The organism is Bacteroides coprosuis (genome assembly GCF_020741705.1).
In the GTDB taxonomy this organism is placed as follows: Bacteria; Bacteroidota; Bacteroidia; order Bacteroidales; family Bacteroidaceae; genus Bacteroides_E; species Bacteroides_E coprosuis.
Genome location: NZ_DYYK01000144.1, coordinates 13384 through 36063, shown reverse-complemented (window position 1 = coordinate 36063; position 22680 = coordinate 13384). Strand labels below are relative to the sequence as shown.

General features: G+C 34.5%; 18 protein-coding genes and 1 pseudogene. 10 read left to right on the top strand and 9 right to left on the bottom strand.

Annotated elements, in window-relative coordinates:
- From K8V80_RS08870 to K8V80_RS08850, 5 genes and pseudogenes are all read left to right on the top strand, one after another.
- A pseudogene (locus K8V80_RS08870) lies at positions 1 to 268 on the top strand (hypothetical protein); the annotation flags it as partial.
- A gap of 65 nt (positions 269 to 333) precedes the next feature.
- Positions 334 to 657 carry a hypothetical protein gene (locus K8V80_RS08865; protein ID WP_006744211.1) on the top strand — a complete coding sequence of 108 codons (324 nt, stop codon included), beginning with the start codon at positions 334 to 336 and terminating at the stop codon, positions 655 to 657.
- 2 nt (positions 658 to 659) lie between these two features.
- Complete coding sequence (locus K8V80_RS08860; RefSeq protein WP_006744210.1) at positions 660 to 872, top strand: hypothetical protein; 213 nt, start codon at positions 660 to 662, stop codon at positions 870 to 872.
- Positions 872 to 1213, top strand: coding sequence for a hypothetical protein (locus K8V80_RS08855; RefSeq protein ID WP_006744209.1), 342 nt, complete (start codon positions 872 to 874; stop codon positions 1211 to 1213). The genes K8V80_RS08860 and K8V80_RS08855 overlap by 1 nt, the downstream gene beginning before the upstream one ends.
- A 378-nt stretch (positions 1214 to 1591) precedes the next feature.
- Positions 1592 to 3433, top strand: a complete 1842-nt coding sequence (locus K8V80_RS08850; RefSeq protein ID WP_276777132.1) for a YgiQ family radical SAM protein — start codon at positions 1592 to 1594, stop codon at positions 3431 to 3433.
- 28 nt (positions 3434 to 3461) lie between these two features.
- On the opposite strand, the gene mfd is transcribed toward K8V80_RS08850, so the two are convergent.
- Positions 3462 to 6833, bottom strand: a complete 3372-nt coding sequence (mfd, locus tag K8V80_RS08845) for a transcription-repair coupling factor (protein WP_276777129.1) — start codon at positions 6831 to 6833, stop codon at positions 3462 to 3464.
- Positions 6834 to 6957: 124 nt separating this feature from the next.
- Here mfd and K8V80_RS08840 point away from each other — a divergent pair, with 124 nt between their 5' ends.
- Genes K8V80_RS08840 through K8V80_RS08825 form a run of 4 tightly spaced genes read left to right on the top strand, consistent with a single transcriptional unit; the run spans position 6958 to position 10854 of the window.
- On the top strand, positions 6958 to 7716 hold the full coding sequence (locus tag K8V80_RS08840) for a polyprenol monophosphomannose synthase (protein WP_006744206.1): 759 nt from the start codon (positions 6958 to 6960) through the stop codon (positions 7714 to 7716).
- Entirely contained in the window at positions 7697 to 9040 is a 1344-nt protein-coding gene (locus tag K8V80_RS08835; protein WP_276777125.1) for a dihydroorotase, read from the top strand. Before K8V80_RS08840 ends, K8V80_RS08835 begins: the two co-directional genes overlap by 20 nt.
- A complete protein-coding gene (locus K8V80_RS08830) occupies positions 9037 to 9648 on the top strand; it encodes a vitamin B12 dependent-methionine synthase activation domain-containing protein (RefSeq protein ID WP_006744204.1) in 612 nt (203 codons plus the stop codon). The genes K8V80_RS08835 and K8V80_RS08830 overlap by 4 nt, the downstream gene beginning before the upstream one ends.
- Before the next feature lie 24 nt (positions 9649 to 9672).
- Positions 9673 to 10854 carry a metallophosphoesterase gene (locus tag K8V80_RS08825; RefSeq protein WP_276777122.1) on the top strand — a complete coding sequence of 394 codons (1182 nt, stop codon included), beginning with the start codon at positions 9673 to 9675 and terminating at the stop codon, positions 10852 to 10854.
- On the opposite strand, the gene K8V80_RS08820 is transcribed toward K8V80_RS08825, so the two are convergent.
- Positions 10847 to 13786 (bottom strand): AAA family ATPase, encoded by a 2940-nt coding sequence (locus K8V80_RS08820; RefSeq protein WP_276777120.1) that lies wholly within the window; start codon positions 13784 to 13786, stop codon positions 10847 to 10849. The two genes, K8V80_RS08825 and K8V80_RS08820, sit on opposite strands and share 8 nt — an antisense overlap.
- On the bottom strand, positions 13783 to 15024 hold the full coding sequence (locus tag K8V80_RS08815) for an exonuclease SbcCD subunit D (protein WP_276777116.1): 1242 nt from the start codon (positions 15022 to 15024) through the stop codon (positions 13783 to 13785). The genes K8V80_RS08820 and K8V80_RS08815 overlap by 4 nt, the downstream gene beginning before the upstream one ends.
- A gap of 89 nt (positions 15025 to 15113) precedes the next feature.
- On the opposite strand from K8V80_RS08815, the gene K8V80_RS08810 reads away from it, so the two are divergent.
- Entirely contained in the window at positions 15114 to 15878 is a 765-nt protein-coding gene (locus K8V80_RS08810) for a lysophospholipid acyltransferase family protein (protein WP_276777113.1), read from the top strand.
- Positions 15879 to 16275: 397 nt separating this feature from the next.
- Here the strand turns inward: K8V80_RS08810 and rplT are convergent, their stop codons facing one another.
- The 6 genes from rplT to def all read right to left on the bottom strand — a co-directional run bounded on the left by rplT (position 16276) and on the right by def (position 22671).
- Positions 16276 to 16623, bottom strand: coding sequence for a 50S ribosomal protein L20 (rplT, locus tag K8V80_RS08805; protein WP_006744198.1), 348 nt, complete (start codon positions 16621 to 16623; stop codon positions 16276 to 16278).
- A gap of 92 nt (positions 16624 to 16715) precedes the next feature.
- Positions 16716 to 16913, bottom strand: coding sequence for a 50S ribosomal protein L35 (gene rpmI, locus K8V80_RS08800; protein WP_006744197.1), 198 nt, complete (start codon positions 16911 to 16913; stop codon positions 16716 to 16718).
- Between the two features lie 85 nt (positions 16914 to 16998).
- The gene (infC, locus tag K8V80_RS08795; protein WP_050807868.1) at positions 16999 to 17523 is read right to left on the bottom strand and encodes a translation initiation factor IF-3; all 525 of its coding nucleotides are present in this window, start codon (positions 17521 to 17523) and stop codon (positions 16999 to 17001) included.
- Positions 17524 to 17645: 122 nt separating this feature from the next.
- Complete coding sequence (gene thrS / locus K8V80_RS08790) at positions 17646 to 19586, bottom strand: threonine--tRNA ligase (RefSeq protein ID WP_040310296.1); 1941 nt, start codon at positions 19584 to 19586, stop codon at positions 17646 to 17648.
- 90 nt (positions 19587 to 19676) lie between these two features.
- The gene (locus tag K8V80_RS08785) at positions 19677 to 21650 is read right to left on the bottom strand and encodes a tetratricopeptide repeat protein (protein WP_006744194.1); all 1974 of its coding nucleotides are present in this window, start codon (positions 21648 to 21650) and stop codon (positions 19677 to 19679) included.
- Positions 21651 to 22110: 460 nt separating this feature from the next.
- Positions 22111 to 22671: a peptide deformylase gene (gene def / locus K8V80_RS08780; RefSeq protein ID WP_006744193.1), complete on the bottom strand. Its 561-nt coding sequence runs from the start codon at positions 22669 to 22671 to the stop codon at positions 22111 to 22113.
- Between the last annotated feature and the right edge of the window lie 9 nt (positions 22672 to 22680).

Sequence of the window (22680 nt, the reverse complement as noted above, 5' to 3'; positions counted from 1 at the left end):
TCAATCTGTGCAAGGATTAGGTAGAAGCTTCCAAATTCCAAGATTATTGAATGAGTTGAAATACACTGTTTCACAACCTGAGGTTATAGAACCTACATCGGCAGCATTTCCTGTATTTGCCTATCAAGGTGTAAATCACTCTGCTGGCATTGCTTATAGTGGTAATTATAAAACACTTATCATGGGATTTCCCTTTGAAAGCATCGACACTGCAAAAAATAGAGCAAATATAATGGCTTCAATCTTGCATTTTTTAATGAAATTATAACTAACTTAATGTGAACAAATTTATTCTATTATCTTTGTTTTTACGAACCTTAAATACAAAAAATTATGCAGACAATACAAGCAAACAATAGAGGTACAAGATTTATTGAAATCTCTGATGAACATCTATCCACTATACAAAAATACAATCTCTTTAGACAGCTGGCATCTAGCCACGGTATTATAGATGAAGATGTCTTAGAAAAATTAAGATTAACTATTCGTTCACTTATTGCTTCTCAGGAAGAAGATAGCAAAGATTTACTCGATTTATGTATTGATGTGATATACCACAAAGACATGAAGGCATTTGGATTAAATCAATTATATCTCCTTTATTCAGATTGGATAAAACAAAATCCTGAAAAAGAAGAAATAGAAGAAGAATAAACATGAAAACGATAGATACACGTATAAAAGGAAAATATAACCCACTAATAATAATAATGGAAGCTATTTTATTATCAGCTAAAGGAACCTCTTTAGAAATAATAACAGATAGCAAAGATATTTTTAAAGAAACAAAAGCTTATCTAATTGATAAGGAAATCGGTTTTAGAGAAATATACGACGAAGATAAAATAACATTACAATTTAAAGTTTAATGAGCCAAGTAAAAAAAGATTTAACAAAATTCCCTAAGGAACTAAAGCAAACAATTAGTGAAAAATATGGTAGTCTAGACCGATTTTATGCTACTGTCTATTTAATTGCTCGCAATGAGCATCAAGCACAAATGAACAATGTTCCTGCAGCTCAACAGAGATTAAATACAATAAAAGCATATCAAGGTATGATTCGTTTTATGCTCGATGAAGGTGGAGCAAATGGACAAACTATTTTAGACGATATCGCTAGTGATTATTTAGAGGATTTTGTTCAATTTAAAGAGCAAGACTTTGGACTAACGAATGAAGACTTTATCGCTATTATTAAAAGAATTTGAGTTATAAACATATCTTTTAAAAGCCTATTTGGAGAACCAGATAGGCTTTTTTTATTGAATATAATTAGTAACACACAAAAATAGATCATCTGTTTGACACCGACATGATGATAGCATGTCGGTGTCAAAGCATTCTCTTGTCGGTGTTAAGATGATAACATAACTTAGTTCAAACACCATCAATATTCCTATCTAAAATCATTTTGACTAGGTAAAATATAAAATGAAAACGAAACAATCAACTCCTCGTTTTTCTTAAAACACATCCCTCCTATTCGTTCTTTAGGAAATGTTAAAATGATTTATAAATCACTCTGGCAACCACTATCTTAAATTAATTTAGAATTTCACCTCAGTTTTATTGCGTATCTTTGCACCATGAGAAAACAGGATTTAAAAGACTGGTTACCAACAACCAAGAAAGAAGTTAAACTACGTGGGTGGGATGAATTGGATATCATTTTCTTTAGTGGAGATGCATATGTTGATCATCCATCTTTCGGAGCTGCTGTACTTGGACGTGTTCTTGAAGCTGAAGGTTTAAAAGTTGCGATTGTTCCTCAACCCAATTGGAGGGATGACTTACGTGACTTTAAGAAGCTAGGTAAACCCAGACTGTTTTTTGCAGTAAGTGCAGGCTGTATGGATTCTATGGTCAATAAATATACTGCAAACAAACGTCTTAGAAGTGAGGATGCCTATACTCCTGATGGCCGCCCAGATATGAGACCAGAATATCCAACCATTGTTTATAGTACTATCTTAAGAGAACTTTATCCTGATAGTCCAATTGTTATTGGAAGTATTGAAGCTAGTATGAGACGTCTTACTCATTATGATTATTGGGAAGACAGAGTTCGTAAAAGTATTTTATGCGATAGCAAAGCAGATCTATTAATCTACGGCATGGGAGAACTTCCTATTGTAGACTTAGCAAAGCAGATAGAGGAAAAACTAAATCAAAATCCAGAACAATCATACGCAACCCGAGATATGATAGATGGAAGTGCCATGCTTCAATCTGCATATATAACCAACAATTACGAAACTCTACCCGATGATATTGAGCTTTATAGCCATGAGGAGTGTTTGCAAGACAAAAAGAAGCAAGCGTCCAACTTCAAACACATTGAAGTTCAAAGCAACAGTTATGAAGCTAATCGTATTATTCAAAAAGTAGATGGACGAACTGTGGTTGTCAATCCACCTTATCCTCCAATGACAGAGGAACAACTTGATAGATCATTTGACCTACCTTATATGCGTATGCCCCATCCGAAGTATAAAAACAAACGCATTCCTGCCTATGAAATGATTAAGTTTTCTGTCAATCTGCATAGAGGCTGCTTTGGTGGTTGTTCATTCTGTACCATATCGGCACATCAAGGCAAATTTATAGCAAATAGATCAAAGAAAAGCATTATAAATGAAGTCAAAGAAATTATTCAGCATCCAGAGTTTAAAGGATACTTGAGTGATTTAGGTGGTCCCTCTGCCAATATGTACAAGATGCATGGCAAGGATCTAGAGATCTGTAAAAAGTGTAAACGCCCATCTTGTATTCACCCAAAGGTGTGTCCTAATTTAAATACAGACCATAGCGCATTATTAGATATTTATCGTACTGTAGATGCTCTTCCAGGAATTAAAAAAAGTTTCGTAAGTAGTGGTGTACGTTATGACTTACTTCTGCATGAGTCTAAAGATAAAAAAGTAAATAAAATCAATAGAGAATATACACGAGAATTAATAGAAAAGCATGTGAGTGGCCGTTTGAAAATTGCTCCTGAACATACGAGTGATAGCGTACTCAGCATTATGAGAAAACCCTCATTTAGCCAATTCTATGAATTCAAAAAGATATTTGATCAAGTAAATAGAGAAACTGGATTAAGACAGCAACTTATCCCCTATTTTATTAGTAGCCATCCAGGATGTAGAGAAGAGGATATGGCTGAGCTAGCTGTAAAGACAAAACAACTTGACTTCCATTTAGAACAAGTACAAGATTTTACACCCACTCCGATGACTGTAGCTACTGAAGCTTGGTATACTGGCTATCATCCCTATACCCTAGAACCGGTTTATAGTGCGAAAACAAAGGAACAAAAATTAGCTCAAAGACAGTTTTTCTTCTGGTATCAACCTAAAGCAAAAGCGAGTATTATTAGGGAACTTAAAAAGATAAAAAGAGAGGATCTTATAGATAAACTCTATTAAGACCCTCCCAAATATTTTCTATTTAACCTCAGTTGCTTGGAGTAGCTATTATCTCTTGTAAGATACTTACAGCCTCCTCGACTGAGGTTACTTCTTTTACTAACATAGATCGTTTACCATTCTTCTCTCTCAAGTCACAGCGTCGAGTATAACGCATCATATAATTAATCATCCTACCAAACATTTCACTTTGGAAATAAGGACTAGCACTATCTGTCACAAAGAATAAGGTCATTCTTCCTGCTTTCAAGAAAATACGCTCAACACCCAAACGGGCAGCTATTCTACGCAAAGGAACTACACGTAATAACTCTTCTGTTTCGGAAGGTATAGGGCCAAATCTATCTATTAAGCGCTTTTTAAAGGCTTCAACCTCTTCATCTAGTTTTAAGTTATCAAGTTCTCTATAAAGGAGCATTCGCTCACTACTTCCAGTCACATAATTATTAGGAAGCAATAACTCTAAATCACTTTCCAGTTGAGATTCTAGAACAAATTGTTCTCCACTAATTGTACCATCTTCAGTTTTATCTTCTAGATACAATTCAGAGAATTCATCTTGTTTCAACTCATGAACTGCCTCACTTAATATCTTCTGATAAGTTTCATATCCTAAATCAGCAATAAAACCACTTTGCTCAGCACCTAGTAAATTTCCTGCTCCACGAATATCTAAATCTTGCATTGCAATATGAATACCACTACCCAAATCACTAAAATTCTCAATAGCCTGCAATCTTCTTCTAGCCTCATCTGTAAGACTACTGAGAGGTGGCGCTAATAAATAACAGAAAGCCTTTTTATTACTACGCCCAACCCGACCACGCATCTGGTGTAGATCACTTAGTCCAAAGTTTTGAGCTTGATTTATTATAATAGTATTAGCATTGGGTATATCTATACCACTCTCTATAATTGTAGTAGATAAAAGAACATCATAATCGTAATTAGCAAAAGCCAAAATTGTTTCTTCCATCTCCTTCGGATCCATCTGACCATGACCTATACACACTCGACAATCAGGAATATTCTTTTGAATCATCAATTTCAAATCAATCAAGTTTGCAATACGATTATTCACAAAAAAGACCTGCCCATTACGGCTCATCTCAAAGTTGATGGCATCGGTAATAATTTCTTCATTAAAAGTATGAACCTCTGTTTGAATAGGATAACGATTTGGCGGTGGCGTAGAGATGATACTCAAATCTCTTGCTCCCATTAATGAAAATTGTAAAGTTCTAGGTATAGGAGTAGCTGTAAGCGTTAAAGTATCTACATTCACTTTCATCTGTCGAAGTTTCTCTTTCACTGAAACACCAAACTTTTGTTCTTCATCAATGATCAGTAAGCCCAGATCTTTAAACTTAACGTTCTTTCCTAGTATCTTATGTGTTCCTATTAGAATATCGACTTTACCTTCACTCAAACTCTTTAAAACCTGTTTCGTATGATTTGTAGTTCTAGCACGAGTTAAGTATTCAACAGTACAAGGAAACTCTTTTAGGCGTTCTTTGAAAGTTTGAAAATGCTGATAAGCTAATACAGTGGTAGGAACTAATACTGCCACTTGTTTATTATCGGTTACAGCTTTAAAAGCCGCACGTATAGCTATTTCGGTTTTTCCAAATCCTACATCTCCACAAACCAACCTATCCATAGGCATATTGCTCTCCATGTCTTGTTTCACATCTTGAGTTGATTTACTTTGATCAGGGGTGTCTTCATAGATAAAAGAGGCCTCAAGCTCTTTTTGGAGGAAACTATCTGGACTAAAGGCAAAACCTTTCTCCTCCCTACGTTTAGCATATAATTTAATCAGATCACGAGCTATGTCTTTAATCTTATCTTTTGTTTTATCCTTTATCTTCTGCCAAGCTCCAGTACCCAATTTGTTTAGACGAGGAGCCTGTCCTTCTTTTCCTTTATACTTGGATACTTTATGTAAAGAATGAATTGAAACAAAGACAACATCTTCATTTTGATAAACTAATTTAATAACTTCTTGAGTTGTATCTCCATTAGGAATACGCATTAAGCCTTCAAAACGACCAATACCATGATCGGTGTGGACAATATAATCGCCTATCTTAAATTCATTTATCTCCTTTAATGATAAAGCTACCTTACCCGAACGAGCCTTATCACTTTTTAAATTGTACTTATGATACCTATCAAAAATCTGATGATCTGTAAAAAAACAAGCCCTCAACTGATTATCGACAAACCCCGCATGAATAGTTTTTTCTACTGCTGTAAAAGTAATATCATCACCCCTATCATCAAAAATAGCTTTAATACGCTCTGTCTGCTTTAAGCTATCACTGCAAATATAGATAGCATAACCGCGAGACTGATAATCTTTGAGTGAATTAGCAACAAGATCAAAGTTTTTATGGAAAATGGGTTGTGCAGTAGTATCAAAAGGAATAGTAGCATCAACTTTGTCAAAGGAACTAGTAGCTGAACCAAATTCTAGTAATTTAAATTGCTTTAAGACAGAACTCAATTCCCCTTTATCAAGCAATACGGGAGGAATATATTTTTCATCTTCTTCCTCTTCTTTAGCTATAATAGCCTGACTAGAGATAGCTTCATTAGCAACAAATTCCACACGCTCTTTTATCCAAAAAAAATCACGTGCTGCTACAACACAATCAGAAGAAAAGAATTCTAAGAAAGATACATTCTTTGCCCCTACAACGCCCAAAGTAGGGACAATAGCTATCTTTTCTAATATTTCTTTAGAAAGTTGAGATTCTACTTCAAAGGAGCGAATACTATCTATTTCATCTCCAAAGAAATCAATACGATAAGGATATTCAGACGAATAAGAAAAAACGTCAATCAAACTTCCTCGTATCGCAAACTGACCTGGCTCATACACATAGTCAGTATATTCAAAGCCCAAATCACGAAGACGCTCTGTGATTTGGGATAATTCAACCCTATCTCCTTTAGCAATCTTTAGCGTTTTATCATTCAGATCCGATTCTGATACAACTTTTTCAGCTAAGGCATCGGGATAAGTTACAATACAAAGAGCATCGACACTTTTACTCAACCTACTAAGCACCTCTGTTCGAAGAATTTCATTAGCTGCATCCTTCTGCCCATACTTAATAGCTCTTCGATAAGAAGAGGGGAAAAACAACACGTTTTTATCACCTAAGATCTGGCATAAATCATGATAGAAATAGCCTGCATCTTCTAAATCATTTAAAATAAATAAATACGGGTTTTTCTTTTGTGCTATTAAACTAGAAAAGAGGAAGGGAGATGCAGAAGCTACTAATCCAGAACAATGGATTACCTGCGACTTAATATCTTCTAAACCTTTGGATAATGCTTTAATTTGAGAATGGGCGCTATATTCTCTTTGTATCTCTGATAATGTCATATTCAATTGCTTATGAACTGCAAAAGTACGAAATTTTACTCAGTTTTTAATATAGGACTTTTCTTAAGAATTATAAAAGAGCTACATTTGTATATAACCCCCTATCTAAAGAAGAAAAAAGTATATGCACAACTCAGACAGCATCATAATTATCCCAACGTACAACGAAAAGGAGAATATAGAAAATATCATTAGAGCTATCTTTGATTTGGACAAAGTATTTCATATTTTAGTTATTGATGATAATTCTCCTGATGGTACTGCCTCAATAGTCAAGACTTTACAAGAAGAATTTCCCGAACGTCTGTTTATAAAAGAGAGGAAGGGAAAACTAGGTTTAGGCACAGCTTATATCGAAGGATTTAAATGGTGTCTTGCACGCCCTTATGAGTTTATTTTTGAAATGGATGCAGACTTTAGTCATGCTCCCAAAGATGTGCCCAGGCTATACGAAGCTTGTGCAACAAAAGGAGCTGATGTCTCAATAGGCTCACGCTATGTAAGTGGTGTAAATGTTGTAAACTGGCCTATGGGAAGGGTGTTAATGTCTTATTTTGCTTCAAAATATGTGCGCATAATAACAGGACTACCCATTCATGATACCACAGCAGGGTTTGTATGTTATAGAAGAAAGGTATTAGAAACTATCGACTTAGATAATATATCTTTTAAAGGATACGCATTTCAAATAGAGATGAAGTTCAAATCTTATTTACACGGTTTTAAGATTGAAGAAGTTCCTGTCATCTTTATAAACCGAAAACATGGTACATCCAAAATGAATAGTAGTATTTTTGGAGAAGCAGTATTTGGTGTCATAAAACTTAAGCTTGATAGCTTATTTAAGAAATATCCTCAACAACATGAAAAAGACTCTAATTAAGAATGTAATAGTAGTAAATGAAGGCAAGCAGTACAAGGCCTCTGTAACCATTGATGGAGAAATCATTAAAAAGATAGTAACCCATGAAGAGTGTTCTGATGAGGAGTTTGATACTGTAATTGATGGTTCAAACCAATATCTATTACCAGGCATAATAGATGACCATGTTCACTTTAGAGACCCAGGACTAACACAAAAAGGAGATATTTCGTCTGAAAGTTGTGCGGCAGTTGCAGGTGGAGTTACCTCCATTATGGATATGCCAAACACCACTCCACAAACTACTTCATTAGAAGCTCTAGAGGAAAAACTCAAACTTATGGCAAACAAATGCCATACCAACTATTCTTGTTACTTTGGAGCGACTAATCAAAATGTGGATATTTTACCTCAATTAGATAGACATAACATTTGTGGTGTTAAGGTTTTTATGGGTGCAAGCACAGGCAATATGCTCGTAGATAGATTAAAAAGCTTAGAAGCTATATTTAACAATACCAACTTACTGATTGCCACGCATTGTGAAAATCAAGATTTGATTCGCCAAAATACTCAGCACTATAAACAACAGAATGGTAACCCCGATGACTTACCTCTTAAATACCATCCAATCATTCGCTCGGAAGAAGCCTGTTTCCAGTCTTCATCACTTGCCGTTAGATTAGCAAAAGAGAGTGGAGCTCGACTACATATTTTACATATTTCGACTGCTAGAGAACTTAGTCTATTCGATAACAAGCCTTTGGCTGAAAAACAAATCACAGCAGAAGCTTGTATAGGACACCTCATGTTTTCTGATAACGATTATGAAAAGTTTGGAACAAGAATTAAATGTAATCCTGCTATTAAAACATTAGAAGATAGAAATACGTTACGTAAAGCAGTAAGTGATGGAATTATTGATGTTATAGCAACAGATCATGCACCTCATTTGCTATCAGATAAAGATGGTGGGGCTTTAAAAGCAGCCTCAGGTATTCCTATGATTCAATTCTCCTTAGTGAGTATGTTGGAACTAGTAAATCAAGGAGTATTTTCGATTGAACAAATTGTGCAAAAGATGGCTCATGCCCCCTCAGCTATTTATAAAATAAATAATAGAGGATACATACGTGAAGGATATCAAGCCGACTTAGTACTAGTACAAAAAAATGATCCATGGATTGTTACTCAACCGTTAATTCAAAGTTCTTGTAAATGGAGCCCCTTCGAAAAAGAGCAATTCAACTGGAAAGTCAAAAAAACATTTGTCAATGGTAATCTTGTTTATGATAATGGAGAAGTAGATAAAAGTTACCATGGACAGCAATTAAAATTTATATGATTATAAAGCATACAATAAGAGATCTTATTTCAAAAATAAACTGGGAAGCATTTTTTATAGAATGGAAATTTCATAAACGCTTCGCTTCAATAGCCAATCTTCAAGGTTGCGATGTAGTACGTGCCTCTTGGCTTACTGATTTCGAAGAGAAAGACAGAGCTAAAGCCTCAGAAGCTATGCAATTATTGAAAGAAGCCTATCGTATTTTACAGCAACTAGATAAAGAATATGAAATAACAACTCTACATAAATCTACTCCTGCACTACCTGCAAAACTACAAGAACTAGTAGCTCTTGAACCTGCGTATGTACCATACACACTAATGGTGGCAGCAGCTGATCCAGAAATAGATTTGCTTTACGAAAACGATGAACATAATAGAAAGATAGTACAATCTATTACGAATCGCTTAGTAGAAGCAGGTATTGTAGCTTCAAGAGAGCAAATAGATGAAAATCTTCATAGTTTTGCTATTGATCCACGCACCCGTAAACCTGATTTATGGAAACAATTAGATGAACTTCTAGATTTCAAAAAAATAGGTGTGTCAATTAGTAAAGATGGAGATTTACTTCCTCTTTCTGCTCAATGTGCTATTATTATGTAAAACTATGTTCAAGCATTATATTATATGCTATTAATCAAGATTTTTTTAGTTTTTACGCTCGTTGCTGTATTACCATCTGTCTTTATTTATTCTAGACTAAATATAAAGAATGCACGTAAACTACTGAAACGTTACTTTTGGCTTCCACCTCTTTTCATTACACTAGGTTTAGTCTATCTCACTTTTATAGCTAGTGGTAAACTCTTAAATGATAACGATGTTATCATGGGGTGGCTAGTGATGCTTTACTTTGGACTTGTAATTCCTCGGTTTATATTAAGCATCATACTACTTATTAGTTTACCCTTCCATTATTTTTATAAAGGATTAACTAGACCCTTACTTATAGTAGCTGCTATACTTTCTTTTATAGTAGAAGGTGGACTTATCTATGGCATATTTATAGGAAGAAATCAATTTGAAGTAAAACAATTTGTTTATGAGTCGCCACACATTCCACAAGCTTTTGATAACTATAAAATAGCACAGATTTCAGACCTTCACATGGGAGGATGGATAGGAAATAAAGCTGCATTAAAAAGATTTGTCTCCTTAGTAAATCACCAAAATACTGATGTAATAGTATTTACAGGAGATTTAGTAAATCAGAGAGCAGTAGAATTAAAAGGCTTTGATGTTATTCTATCAGAGTTAAACAGCCCCGATGGTGTTTATTCTATTTTAGGGAATCATGACTATGGTAGCTATTATAGATATTGGAGAGACTCAAGCGAAGAAGTCAACAACTTACTAGTGCTACAAGATATTCAGCGAAAGATGGGATGGAAACTCCTCAATAATGAACATACATTCCTCCAAAGAGATAAAGATAGTATAGCCCTTATCGGAGTTGAAAATGATGGAGAACCTCCTTTCTCTCAATTTGCAGATCTACAAAAAGCAATGAAAGGAACTGATAACTATTTTCAAATTTTACTAAGTCATAATCCAACCCACTGGAAAAGGGAGGTACTGCCAGAGAGCAATATAGATATCATGCTTGCTGGTCATACACATGCCATGCAACTTGAATTATTTCATCGCTCACTAGCCTCTCTTAAATATAAAGAATGGTCTGGGGCATATTATTATGGAAACAGGGCTTTATATGTTAATATAGGAGCTGGAGAAATAGGAATACCTTTCCGTTTAGGGGCATGGCCCGAAATCACCATAATCACATTAAAACACAAGTCTATTAATTAATCATTATTTTACTTTTGCCACTAGCTTCTTTTTCCAACCTTATTTGAATCGCTATTCTCTCACTCATTTCTTGAACGTGAGATATTACGCCTATTTTACGACCTTGCATTTGTAATTGTTCAAGAGCATCCATTGCCGTACGTAGGCTGTCAGCATCTAGTGAACCAAAACCTTCATCTATAAAAAGAGACTCTACCTTCAAATTATTGCTTGACAAAGAAGATAAACCTAATGCTAAAGCCAAAGAAATTAAAAAGGACTCACCCCCCGACAAAGAAAGTACAGTTCGTACTTCATCACACATATCACAATCAATAACTTGTAAAGACAAACTATCTCCTACTTGTTCTAAGCGATATCTTCGAGCTAAATAAGATAGATGCTTATTGGCATGAAGTAATAATATTTTCAGCGTATAACTTTGAGCAATTACTTTAAATTTAGCCCCATCAGAGCTTCCTAACAAAGTATTTAATCTACCCCATTCTTCTGCAATAACTAGTTGTTTCTCTTTCTGCTTCAACAGTACATCAAACTTTTTTCTATTCTCCTTATCTTGCTGAAGTAAATGATAACAATTGTTTAATTCTTTATCAATCAATTCTATCTGATTGCTTAGCTCTTTAAGAGTAGCACTATTCTCTTTTTCTGATATATCTTTTAACTGGGACTTATACGCAAGTAGATTTTGATCCAACTCTAATAATTGTCCTTCTATTGTAGCTCTTTCAGTAAGTAAATCAGATTCTTCTTTCTGAAATGCTTCAAAAACAACTTTAAATTTTTCTGTTTTAGCTTTATAATCTCTCTTAATTTCCTCAACAGTTTTACCTCTTAATAGAGATTTCCTTTCTTTCGTTTGAGAAGATAAAATAGCTTGTTCTTTATCTAATTCTTCTTTTATTTCAGTCAGTAATTTACTCGACGCCTCAACTTCTTTTTTTGCTAAAGTGCTCTCCGATTTTGCTTCTTTATATGCATTAAAACTATCATTTAATCGAGATTGATCTTTATAAATTTGCTCCTTTGCTTGGATAATTTTATCTCTCTCTTCAATTACTTTATTGTAATTCAAAATCACAGAGTTTATCTTACTTTCTGCAATACTCAATTCCTCAGTCTGTTTTTCTATATATGCCTCACTAAAAACACTCTTTTCATACAGACTTTGTAAGGCTTCTAAATGATCCTTTTTATCCGCTAGATCTTTTTTCACTTTAGCTAAATCTTTAGCTAGATGATCTAATTCTTTTTCAACCCCTACTTTCTTCGTCTGTAGAATATTTACTTTTGTAGTTAGTTCTTTATAAGATTGCTCTAACACACTGAAATCACTTTTAATAGTAGCTGTATGGAAGAAATGCTGGGTACTACCACATACAGGACACTCCTTACCTGGCTCTAAAAGTTCTCGTAAACTTATCACATTATTACTTACCCTAATTTGAGATTTTCTATATAAATCTGCAGAATGATTAAATTGAATTTGAGTTTTCTCTAACGATTGAGCATAGTTTGTCAATTCTTCGTCTTTAGATTTTTTGGTTTTAGTAAGGGTTTCCAATTCTTTTTCTAGAGTTTCACGCTCTTTTAAGACTCTATTAAACTCACGAAAATCACTACTTAGTTTATTAAGATTGACTTTAGACAAATTGATCTCTTTTTGTTTGTCATAGACTTTTTCAATCTTTAAAGATTGTAATTCTTTATTATATTCAGCTTGTTTAAGAGTATAGTTATGTACTTGAGCTTGAAGATACCCAATAACATCTGCAACTTTCTTTCCTACACTTTCAGGTATTCGAAGCTCTTCATAGAGATTCTTTAAAGCACTTATCGAATTATTTAATCGGTCTGTTACTATCTTATCTCTGCGCTGCTTAGACTCTAGCTCTTTAGAACTTGAATCAAATCTGTGACGAAGAGTAGTAAGTTGTTCCTTTTTTGTACTAATTTTAGTATCTAGAGAAATAGCTAGTTCAATCTGAGGTTCTAGCAATTCCCAATCATTCTCAAATACTTCTTTCTGTTTTTTTGATTCTTCCTTTCGAAGAAGACTACTCTCTTTCTTCTTATTATTTTCCTTGATTTTATCCCTAGTTTGAGCAATGCTCTTTTCTATATCAAATTTTTTCTTGAAGGCTTCATCTCGTTTTGTACAAGTTTGCAATTGGTCTCTTAACTTAATAGATTCCTGCTTTACCCCCTCATATCTAGTTTGAATGCTCTCTACTTTTTCTGGTGGCAGTATTTGTACTACTTCCATCTGTGTCTCAATTTTCTTGATAAGACCTTGCTCTTCCTTATTTCGAGCATAAATTAATTGAGATATTTTAGAATAAATTTCTGTACCGGTAAGTTTCTCTAGTAGCTCGGCTTTATCTTTTTCATTTGATTTTAAGAATGTGGCAAAATCATTCTGAGCTAATAAAACCGTTCTTGTAAACTGTTCATAACTCAAACCTATTGCTTGCGATAACTTCTGCAGCAATTCTGTTTTAGTGCCTTGTAGTTCAACACCATTAGTTAAATCATAAACAACAAGAGTTTGTGCTTGTAATTTACCATCTGGTTTATTATAAGAACGCTTCACTGTCCACCTTGATCGATATCTAATTTCATTAATACCGATAAAGTCTACTTCAGCATAACCATTTGCCATCCCTCTTCGTAAGATATTCCTCACATCATTTTGACTAATTTCAGAATCACCCCCATCACTCACTTTGGTTGTTCCTGCAGATATCTCAAATCTAGGAATCTTATCATAGAGAGCTAAACATAGAGCATCTAAGATGGTGGATTTGCCTGAACCCGTTGGTCCAGAAATAGCAAAGATTCCTGCGGACAATAGAGGTTCTTTTTCAAAATCAATAACAGCTTCACCCTCAATCGAGGCTAAATTACACAATTCAATTCGAGTTATTTTCATTTTTCTTCTTCCTCTATTTTATAGTACACTTCTTGGAATAATTCTAATAACGAATCAGACATATCTACCTTATAAGTATCTAAAAAAACTTTTTTAGCAAGATCTATAGGTTCAAGTGACTGCAATCCATCTAAAGAATCATATTCTTGTGTTATAACATTCTTAGTACGGTATTCATTGGGTATGCGAGTAAGACGTACAGCTTTATCTTCAAGAGCTACACTTATCTTTTGAACTAGCATCGGTTCGGGTTCTTCTAACAAAACTCTCACTTCAAGATAAGGATATAGAGATGTATCATCACCATCTCTCGCTATAGGTAAATTACTTAAACTATCTAGCACGTCTTGAGGTAGCGCCGCCCCTTTATCAGGAATACTGATCAGCTTTACCAAAGGAGAGTATTCTATCTTATCTATTGAGACTGTTTTCCCTTTATCGAGGACTACTTTAACAACACCATGCTTGTAATATTTTTCAGCAAAAGACATAGGTAGCGGACTTCCTGAATATCTAATATGCTCACATCCTGCCAACTTCTGTGCTTTGTGTATATGTCCAAGAGCTGTATAATTGATATCTTTAAATAAGTTAGGAGATACAGATTCCAATCCCCCTATTATTAACTTTTCACTATAATCATTCTTAGCTATATCCGACCCAATCGCTTGCAAATGCCCCATTGCCACTACAGATTGATCTTCTCTCCTTTTCTCATTCACTCTTTGTATTAGTTGCATGTAAAGCTCTTGTATACCTGCTGCATGAGGATTTTCCGAATCGACCTTAGGATAATCACCCTGACGAAGAAAAGGAACGGCAAGACAGAAACCCTCAATTTCTTTTTGTTGGTTATATAAAGGTATAATCAACTGATCATAATCAATTTCCGAATTTACTTTAGGTACAAGACCTTTTATGAAAGTGTTTTTATCTTGTACTAAAGGTAAAGGTGCTTCTAATCGAGAAGCTGAATCATGATTTCCAGCAGTCACAACAATCTGAATATTATTTTTCAAAGTTGTTATCTCTTGAATAAATCTATAGAATTGATTTTGAGCTTGGGCAGAAGGATTCGACACATCAAATATATCTCCAGAGACAAGGAGTACATCAATATCTTCTTTTAAAATAGTTTGCTTCAACCAGTCTAAAAAATGAGTATGTTCTTTAACCCGATCATAGCTAAAGAATGTCTGACCTAAGTGCCAGTCTGCCGTGTGTAATATAGATATCATAGGAGCATTGTTTCTTTAAAGTTACATATTAATTGGTACAAAACAATATTTTTTTATTTACATTTGTTATAACAACAAACCTATATAATATGCGTATAATATATATCTGCTATGTGATTTTAATTGCGATACCATTATTACTCTTAGCTACAATTATTACAGCTTTAACTACTACTTTTGGCTCAGTAGTAGGCAACGCAAAGTATTGGGGCTATATTCCTGGGAAGTATTGGGCTAAATTTATATGTAGCATATTACTTCTTCCTGTAAAAGTGACAGGAAGAGAAAATCTAGATAAAAATAGATCATACGTCTTTGTAGCCAATCATCAAGGGGCATTCGATATATTTCTTATCTATGGCTACATTCATAGAAACTTTAGATGGATGATGAAAAAGAGTCTTCGCCATATTCCATTAGTAGGTAAAGCTTGTGAAAGTGCTGGACACATCTTTGTAGATCGTTCAGGACCTAAAAAGATAAAAAGAACCATCGCTGAAGCTGGAGAAATACTAGTACATGGAGTGTCTCTTGTTGTGTTCCCTGAAGGAGCACGTACATTTACTGGGCACATGGGATACTTTAAAAGAGGAGCTTTTCAACTTGCTAGCGATTTAAAGTTAGATATTGTACCTCTCACCATCAATGGGTCTTTTAATGTACTACCTAGGACAGGCTTTCTCCCGAAATGGCATAGAATGTCACTCACCATACACAAACCCATCCCCCATCAAGGTCAAACGCCTAAAGATATTAAAAGCGCTCTAAACGAAGCTTATTCTATTGTGGAATCGGGACTAGTCGAGGAGTATAAGGGAATGGTGATAAACGAAGATCAAGAAGTTTTTGATTAAAAAACAGCTAATAGCATAAAAAACAGAAAGGAGATACATTTGTATCTCCTTTTTCTATTATGGGAAGCCGCACTGATTGATGCGATGAAACTCCGATTGACATGATTTGAGTGCCCCGAACTCTTTGTAATCCACTGATCCGTAATACGAATACCCGAAGGTTGTGGCCCGCCATTAAATACGGAAGCGTGTCTCGGTTTTCTTAATTACTTGATGAGTTACCCAGTCGATCAATGCGGCCAATAACTATCTTTGTTATACAGCAAATATAACTGCTTTCTACTATATAAACAAGGGATAAATCCATTTTGTTCGTATCCCCTTAGAATATTTTGATAAAAACAAAGGCGAACTAATTGATTAGAACGCCTTTATTATTTTATCTATTGCTTAAAATTTAAGCTTTAGCCTTCGCTACGATTGCTTTGAAAGCTTCTGGATGATTAACTGCTAAGTCAGCAAGGACTTTACGGTTAATTTCAATACCAGCTTTCTTTAGACCACCCATTAATCTTGAGTAAGTCATTCCTTCTAAACGTGCAGCAGCGTTGATACGTTGAATCCAAAGAGCACGGAAGTTTCTCTTTTTGCTCTTACGGTCACGGTATGCATAAGTTAAACCTTTTTCCCATGCATTTTTTGCTACTGTCCACACATTTTTTCTAGCTCCAAAGTAACCTTTGGTTTGCTTAAGGACTCTCTTTCTTCTTGCTCTAGAAGCAACATGATTTACTGATCTTGGCATAGTTTATTAATCTTTTGAATGTTAGCGCCGCAACTATTTTTCGGACTTTTTTGCTAAACACTCGGTTAGTAATTAAATTGAGATTTTGTTACTTATTTTAAAGCTAAAAGTTCTAAAATTTGTTTTTCATCATTAGGATGAACCAAACCAGTCTTAACTAATCTCTCTTTGCGCTTTTTACTTTTCTTAGTCAAGATGTGACTATGATAAGCATGCTTTCTTTTGATTTTCCCTGTTCCGGTAAGAGTAAATCTCTTTTTTGCACCGGAATTAGTTTTCATCTTTGGCATTTGTTGTTTGAATTTAAAATTATTAATAAAACATGGTAACGCACTATACCTGCGTTACGCATAGTTTTTTTATATAGCTAATTGCTTATTTTTTCTTTGGTGATAGAAGAAGAATCATACGCTTACCTTCTAATACAGGAAGTTGGTCTACTTTAGCATATTCTTCTAAATCATTTGCAAAACGAAGTAATAAAACTTCTCCTTGTTCTTTAAAAACAATTGAACGACCTCTGAAGAATACGAAAGCTTTCACCTTATCGCCATCTTCTAAAAAGCTGATAGCATGTTTTAATTTAAAGTTGTAGTCGTGATCATCAGTTTGTGGACCAAAACGGATTTCTTTAACATTAACTTTAGCTTGTTTTGCCTTTTGTTCTTTTTGTCTTTTCTTAAGTTGATAAATAAACTTAGAAAAATCGGTAATTCGACAAACAGGAGGTTTAGCTTTTGGGGAAATCTCCACAAGATCCAAACCGCGGTCTTCTGCCATTTTTAAAGCCTGATCTATCGGATAGACTTGGGGCTCGATATCGTCTCCAACGACACGAACTTCTCTAACACGAATTTGCCCATTAATTCGATATTGATCTTTTAAACTATCTTTCTTCATATAAAAACGTCTGCCTCTGTTCTGTTTCTTGTTTATTATGCCCAAATTATTAATTCTATTTTCTATAGAAAGCTTACTTTAGAACATTGTTTTAATGTTATGCTTTCTATTCGTTTGCAAAGTTACCACTTATTTATCATATTTTGAACTTCTTCGTTCAATTTTTTAGCAAAATCTTCAAGCTTGATAACACCTTGATCTCCTTCGCCCTGCTTACGTACAGAAACTTCACGATTTTCAGCTTCTTTCTCACCTACAATAAGCATGTAAGGAATACGTTTCACTTCATTATCACGAATCTTTCTACCAATTTTTTCGTTTCTATCATCTACACTTGCGCGAATATCATTTTTATCAAGATATTTTTTCACTTCGTGTGCGTAGTCATTGAAACGTTCACTAATAGGAAGAATAGCAACCTGATCTGGAGTTAGCCACAATGGGAATTTACCTGCAGTATGCTCTATAAGAACAGCTACAAATCGTTCCATAGATCCAAATGGAGCACGGTGAATCATAACTGGTCTATGCTTTAAGTTATCAGCACCAGTATATTCTAGATTGAATCTTTCTGGCAAGTTGTAATCTACCTGAATAGTACCCAATTGCCATTTACGACCTAGTGCATCACGAACCATAAAGTCTAATTTAGGACCATAGAATGCAGCTTCACCATATTCAATTTTCGCCTTAAGACCTTTTTCTTTACAAGCCTCAACAATTGCATTTTCAGCTTTTTCCCAGTTTTCATCGCTACCAATATACTTTTCGCGATTGACAGGATCTCTTAGAGAGATTTGTGCCTCAAAGTTTTCAAAGTTAAGAGCTTTAAAAATAATGAAGATGATATCCATTACACTCAAGAATTCTTCTTTCACTTGATCTGGACGACAGAAAATGTGAGCATCATCTTGGGTAAATCCACGAACACGAGTTAGACCATGTAATTCTCCACTTTGCTCGTAACGATATACTGTACCAAATTCAGCAAGACGTAATGGAAGTTCTCTGTATGAACGAGGAGTCCATTTATAAATCTCACAATGATGAGGGCAGTTCATTGGTTTCAATAAATACTCTTCACCTTCTTCTGGAGTATGAATAGGTTGGAATGAATCCTTACCATATTTTGCATAGTGACCAGAAGTAACGTAAAGTAATTTATTACCGATATGTGGAGTGATTACTTGTTCGTAACCAAATTCTTTTTGAATTTTCTTTAGGAAGTCTTCCAGACGTAAACGTAGAGCAGTACCTTTTGGTAACCACATAGGCAGACCCTTACCTACAGTTTCAGAGAACATAAACAGTTCCATTTCTTTACCTATCTTACGATGATCACGCTTTTTAGCCTCTTCCATCATTTCTAGGTATTCTGTAAGAAGTTTCTTCTTAGGGAATGTGATACCGTAAATACGAGTTAACATCTTCTTATCCTCTTGACCTCTCCAATATGCACCTGCTACAGTTGTTAACTTTATAGCTTTGATGGGTGCGGTAGAAGGCAAGTGAGGACCTCTACATAAGTCAGTAAAACCACCTTGTGTGTAGGTTGTAATATGACCATCTTCTAGTTCGCTAATAAGTTCACATTTATAAGTTTCATCTCTATCTGCGAAATATTTTAGAGCATCTGCTTTTGAGATACTTTTACGAACTAAAGGTTCTTTCATTGAAGCAAATTCTTGCATTTTAGCTTCAATGGTAGGTAAATCTGATTCTTTGATCGTTGCCGTTCCTGGATCTACGTCATAATAGAATCCTTGTTCGATTGCAGGACCTATTCCAAATTGTATACCGGGGTATAAAGCTTGTAAAGCTTCAGCTAGAAGGTGAGCACTTGTATGCCAAAAAGCATGCTTTCCTTCTTCATCTTCCCATTTGTAAAGTACAACTTTTGCGTCTTCTTCAATTGGACGAGTTAAGTCATACGTTTCTCCATTCACTCCACATGCTAGCACTTCTTTGGCCAAACGAGGACTGATACTTTCTGCTATCTGCAGACCAGTTACACCCTTTTCATATTCACGAATAGAGTCATCGGGGAATGTAATCTTAATCATCATATTATTTTATTACCTGTTACTATAATATATAGTCGACAAAATTAATTAATTCTATTCTAATAACGGTGCTTTTTTACAAAAAAAGCACTATTTAGCATCTCTAAACCGCTTGATTATGTTATAAGAAGCAGCAATTCCTAATTCTCCTGCTTTACTTAGATCGGAAACGCCATCTTTATTATTTCCTAAGAAGATATGAATAATACCTCTATTAAAATAAGCTTCAGCAAATTCTGGGTTAATTTTGATAGCTTCAGTATAATCACTTAATGCAGCTGGGAAGTCTTTTAGCTCAAAGTACAAATGAGCTCTATTGTAATAAGCATAAACAAAATCGGGTGCCAGTTTTATAACCGTAGATAGATCATTGAGTACTAATTCATAATCAATAACTGTTGATTTGTCTTTACTTATATCTTGCCCACTTTCTGCTCTTTCATAATCCAATTGCTTAATTTTAGCTAATGAGCGCATAAAATAAGCTGGATAAAAAGTCTTATCTATTTGAATCGCAGCACTGAAATCATCAATAGCATTATCAATATCTTGCACCAAAAAGAAATCTAATCCTCTAGCAAAACGATATTCTACACTATTAGGCTGCTTAGCCATACCTGCTGTATGAACATCAACCAAGGCAAAATGTTTGTCAGCTTCCTCTTGTGACAGAGGCTTCTCTCTATTCGTTATTACTAAAGGATAAGGTAAGATGTGTTTATTATTCAGTTCATCCATAAACTTATGATAGTGAATAATCTGTCTTACTTCATTTGATTTTTCATAATAAGATAAAGTGAAATAGGGTTCAGATTTAACTTGAACTTTCTTATTTTGAATTCTACCTCGATATTCGCTCTTATAATTTCTACTGATATCATCCTTATCAGCGACTACTAGTTTTTTGTAGTTCTCCATATTTTTATCAGAACGCTTACGCGTTTCATCACTCTTGGATTTTTGATTTTGACCAGCTGTTGGTTTTTCCATCTGCATTTTCAGCATTGTTAACTCATCTTGTTCATAACCTTTTGCATCACCTAGCATCTTACGTGCTTCAGCTCTATAGTGATAACCGGCATAGAACGCGGGATAAACATCGATTACCTTAGTATAATCTGCTTCAGCACCAGAGAAATCACCTGTTCGAGAACGCAATAACCCTCTATTAAATGTAGCCATAAGGTTATCTGGGTCTATATTTAGTACAAAATCAAAGTCTTCTAAGGCTCTATTATAATCTCCCACTCTAGCACGAAGTAGCCCTCTATTATAATGACCTATAAAATTTTGAGGATCAATATCTAGGGCTAAATCATAATCACTCATTGCTCCTCTCAAATTATTTTGATGAAAGCGAGCTAAAGCTCTATTAATATAATGCATAGGATCTTGTCCACTCAGATAAGTAGCCTCATCTAAATCTTTTTCTGCCTCAGGATATTTTTCTTGCATCAAGTAGAGCATCGCTCTAGCGCCCCACGTATTAGCGTCATATTTATCAAGAGCAATAGCTTCGTCTAAATACCCCATTGCTGACACTGTGTCTTTCTCTCTTAATGCTACATCTCCTTTCATTAAATAAGCTGGTGTATATTTAGGAGAAATACGACTTAGTTCTTGTAAGGATTCTTTCGCTTTTTCATAATTTTCTTCGTTTATATAACAAAGTGCTAAGTTATTCCAAACAGGCACATCTTCAGGATCATATTTTAAAGCTTCATAATAGTCTTCAATGGCTTCTTTATATTTACCTTGTTGAACACGAGCAAGACCTCGAACTTGATACCCTGCTACAAAAAAAGGATTTCTCATCAACACTTTAGAGCAATCATCTTCAGCTCCTTTGAAATCATCTAGATTTAATTTAGCGAGGGAACGAAAGAAATAAGGTAAATGCAAATAGGGTTTTGCATTAATTACTTGATTAAAGTATTGTATAGAGAGAATATAGTCTTCAAAATATAACGCATTACGACCTATAATCATTACCCTATCGGTATTGATTTGGCCAAATAGTAATGTTGGCAGTAAGAGTAATATGGTCAAAAACTTTCTTTTCATAATAACAGTTTACTACTTGATAAAAGGATTAACAACAAATGTAATAAATCTTGCTATCTATTGAGGAATGATTATCACAAAGCTTTAATACAATTATATTATTTTTAGTTCATTGTAGTGAAAGAACTTAATTATCTCATAAAATACTCATTTCACTAGTCGCAAAATCTTTCACTTTCTACCTCATGTCTTTTATACACAAAAAAAGGCTCTACTTGCATAGAAACACAGAAATCATGCGTGTTTAGTTCTAGGTTTAAGAAGAAATCATCAGGGTTATGAGAATGACATGTCGGTGTCATAGTATCATCATGTCGGTGTTAAGCTGTCCTCATGTCGGTGTTATAAATTCATACTAATGATGAAGTTTAAGGCATAAGTTATAGTCCTTTTTTATCTAGATAGCAGAATAGAACTTGATTTATATAAAAAAAGCCTATCATCGAGATAGGCTTTCTACTTATTTCGCTTTTACACTTTTGATTTTGTAGTGAGTTCGAGCAGTTCCTTTAACCATTTTGTTCAGTTTGCTACGAATCATTTGCTTTCTGAGTGGAGAGATATGATCAATAAACATAATTCCGTCCAAATGATCAAACTCATGCTGCATCACTCTAGCTAAATAGCCTTCTACTTTTTCTGTATGTTTTTCAAAATTCTCATCTTGATAAGTAACGTAAACAACATCAGGGCGTGTTACATCTTCTCCAATACCTGGTAAACTTAAACAACCCTCACCCATAGTTATATCATCCCCATCCACTTCCTCAATATAAGGGTTAATAAAGACCTTGCGAAATCCTTTTAATTCAGGAAAATCTTCGGATAATACATCTAGATCCATTACAACCAAACGAATAGATAAGCCAATTTGTGGAGCAGCAAGGCCAATACCATCGGCATGTTCCATTGTTTCAAACATATTTTGAATCAGCTCCTTTAAATTAGGGTATTCGGGTGTAATATCTTTTGCAACCTCTCTTAATACAGGCTGACCATATACATAAATTGGTAATATCATATATCTAAC